The 3219-nt window shown below is 45.0% G+C and carries 3 protein-coding genes and 1 pseudogene; 2 read left to right on the top strand and 2 right to left on the bottom strand.

The features are described from left to right. Nucleotides 1–1108: type IV pilus twitching motility protein PilT (locus tag F6K20_RS30870; protein WP_287297271.1), on the bottom strand; the 1108-nt coding region annotated here is incomplete at its 3' end. A 78-nt stretch (nt 1109–1186) separates the two neighbouring features. Here F6K20_RS30870 and F6K20_RS30865 point away from each other — a divergent pair. Together F6K20_RS30865 and F6K20_RS30860 are read left to right on the top strand one after the other, a co-directional pair. Beyond that, a complete protein-coding gene (locus F6K20_RS30865; protein ID WP_154659978.1) occupies nt 1187–1327 on the top strand; it encodes a hypothetical protein in 141 nt (46 codons plus the stop codon). Nucleotides 1328–2209: 882 nt separating this feature from the next. Further along, nucleotides 2210–2584 (top strand): hypothetical protein, encoded by a 375-nt coding sequence (locus F6K20_RS30860; protein WP_044495632.1) that lies wholly within the window; start codon nt 2210–2212, stop codon nt 2582–2584. 227 nt (nt 2585–2811) lie between these two features. Here F6K20_RS30860 and F6K20_RS30855 read toward each other — a convergent pair. Further along, nucleotides 2812–3219: pseudogene (locus F6K20_RS30855) on the bottom strand (hypothetical protein); the annotation flags it as partial.

Raw genomic sequence — 3219 nt, 5'->3', positions numbered from 1 at the left:
TATGAAAAGCAGCACGCTTGCCATCGGTAGTACGGCACAACCCTTGGGAAATGACTCCTACTAGGGCTTCTGATATGGACACCCGCATGGGAGCCTGTTCTTCTGGATTGTAGAGATTGAGAATCCGCTCAATGGTTTTCACGGCACTGTTGGTATGCAAAGTACCCATGACCAAGTGACCAGTTTGAGCAGCTTTCAGAGCTGTATTGACTGTTTCTCGATCTCGCATTTCCCCAATCAGAATCACATCGGGGTCTTCCCGCAAAGCGGCTTTCAACGCCCGGTCAAATTTACGGGTATGCATTCCTACTTCCCGCTGTTTAACCAGAGATTTTCGACTTTGGTGGATAAATTCAATGGGGTCTTCAATGGTAATTATATGCCGCGCCATCTCTTTGTTCATATAGTCTATCATTGCGGCCATGCTGGTAGATTTTCCGGAACCTGTGGGACCGGTGACCAAAATGAGACCTTTATGGTAATGACAGACATCTTTCAGGATTGGTGGCAACCGCAACTGCTCAAGGGTCAATATCTTCAGGGGAATAATCCGCAAGACCATGGCAGGACCAAGAAGGCTATCGAAGACATTAATCCTTACCCGACTAAACTCGTACTGAGTTGCCCCATCAAATTCCAACTCTTCTCTAAAGCGCCGGATTTCTTCATCAGTCATTACTTCCTTGAGCCAACAGTTAAATGTTGCGTGATCGGTGAGTGGATATTCGGTTGGCTCCATTTCACCGCGACTCCGGAAACGGGGAGTTTCACCAACACCTAGATGAATATCAGACACTCCTTTCTCAAAAGCCTCACGGACAATGCTTTCTAAGCTTGACTGTCCAGGGGGCAGACCGATGCTATGGGGTGTCTGCTGGTGCTGATTGGCGGATGGTTTTGCTTGGACGTTAGTGGCTGAATTCTGAGCTGCTGTGGCCACAGGCCGAGGGCGTGAGGCTACTGCGGCACCGGCTTGACTGCTTCTTGGAGCCATGGCTCTTGGTTGTGCAGGTCTCGATTGATTGGCTTGAGCAGATACTGGTCTAGACGCTATATTCGAAGGCGGTGGTGCTGGTGCAATCCGGGGTGAACGCTGTGGGTCTGTCATCTTTCAACTACCAACTACAGTTGGGCTACGAGAATTTATTTTACAAACTCTTACATTAAGTTTTCCCAACAGTTAGGGTTGAGTATAACTTATAACAGTTCTACCTTAGGTAAGGGATTTTCGTCCTGGGTTAATGGGAGTCGGGAGTCGGGAGCGGTGCGACCCGTGGCGAATTTAATTACGGGTCAAGCGCACCGAGGGAGTCGGGAGTCGGGGTAAGAAAATTGAGTGTACCTGATAAGTATGAGAAACGCTATAGACCAATTTCATTTCTTCGAGCTATAAATGGTGAGGAGGTGATGTGTTTATAGGACTATGTATGTTTTGAAATTCGTCAGCTGTCACCATCTAATTGTTTGTTATTGTTTGTGATTGTTTCTTTTTGAGTAAGCAGGAAAAGCTCTAAAACCCTCTCCCCTGCTCAAGACCAGATTTAAGATCACCTTGAGGGCGGGGCGCAAGCCGTCAGGGCGCAAGCAAAGGGCCCCATTGATTCAAAGCACCCCTAAGATTAGGGTTGAGCAAGGGACGGGGGGGAAAGTCCTAATCACAAATACCTAATATGAGTAATTATCCTTAATTATCAGTAATTATGCTTAATATTAGAAAACTATTCAATTTGGATAAAAAATATTAAGCAAAGTATAATAAATGTTAAGCAAATCGGAGTCAACCCCTCACCCATCCTGATCCGATTCGGTGACCCTAGTTCCCTTTCTTGTTCTTGCGACTCTATAACTTATCTCTATAACTGATTCGGTCTATATAACTCTAACTATAACCCTATAACTGATTGGGTCTATATCTTCGGTCCATGTATCAGCGATCAAAAATTGCTTCATCTGTCTAATGGTAGATTATGGGTCTGTCTTAAGATAACCAATAATTTCCGGCTTTTAACGATTGTAACAATTTTGATACATAGGTCGGACGAGTTGACTGTAAACTTTTTTGACAAAAGGTTCATCTTCATCAAAATTTTACCTATACTGAAACTCACCTAGAAAATTTCCAATCAAAGAATTTACTCAAAGACAGACCCTGTCAATGAATGACAGACACTGTCAATTCATTTTTTTAATGATTACTGGAGAAAACACCATGGCATTAACCACAAGTCAAAGCTTGACACAAACTGATTCATTAGCAGTGGTCAAAAGCTTTTTAATTTGGGCATTTACCTTGGCAGTTTGCTTACTGGTTGTCGGTTTTCCGTTGATTGTATTGATGGTGACCACCGGCGCTCTGTTAGCGATCGCTCTACAATCGATTCTGCCGGTTAGTGCTGTATTACTAGTAGCAGGTAGTATGATTGGAGTAAATGTTTTAGCAGTGATATTAGGTGCAGGAGTCTTAACCTTTAAGGGGGTTCATCCTCAGGAAGTTCGTTGGTTAAATTGGCTACATGGCGAGCCTGATCTGATCCAGACTCCCGTTTATGCGGCTTGCCCCCTCACCTGTAACATTATCAGGTAACATGATCAGATAGTCACATAGAAGGTTTGTGAGCTGACCCAAGTCTCGGAATGTTAATAATTGATGACCTTCTAGGATCTCAAAAAAGGGTACAAGGTGTGGGAGTGTTTTCTCTTTTCCGTCTAAAGGTCATCAAGGGTCAGCACCCTGCCCGTTCATAGACGGGGCTTCCAAACATTCCACGATTTTTTGTAATAAAGCCAAGCTTTGGTAAGTTGATTGGTTTTTCAGCAATTTTCCCGGTCTTGACCGGGTTTTTTGATGAGAACATTCAAGAGTATCCTACGAAGGTTGAAGGTTGCAGGTTGCAGGTTGCAGGTTGCAGGTTGCAGGTTGAAGGTTGAAGGTTGAAGGTTGGTTGACGGTTGCAGGTTGAAGGTTGAAGGTTGGTTGACGGTTGCAGGTTTAAGGTTGCAGGTTGAAGGTTGCAGGTTGCAGGTTGCAGGTTGCAGGTTGAAGGTTGCAGGTTGTTCGCCTTTGGCGTTCGGTGTAGGGTAGGTTGCAGGTTGCAGGTTGAAGGTTGGAGTATGGTTGCAGGTTGTTCGCCTTTGGCGGTTCGGTGTAGGGTAGGTTGCAGGTTGCAGGTTGAAGGTTGGTTGACGGTTGCAGGTTGCAGGTTGCAGGTTGTTCGCCTT

Origin of the sequence: Moorena sp. SIO2C4 (assembly GCF_010672485.1) — a bacterium.
GTDB classification, from domain to species: domain Bacteria; phylum Cyanobacteriota; class Cyanobacteriia; order Cyanobacteriales; family Coleofasciculaceae; genus Moorena; species Moorena producens.
This window is presented reverse-complemented; position numbering and strand designations above follow the sequence as displayed.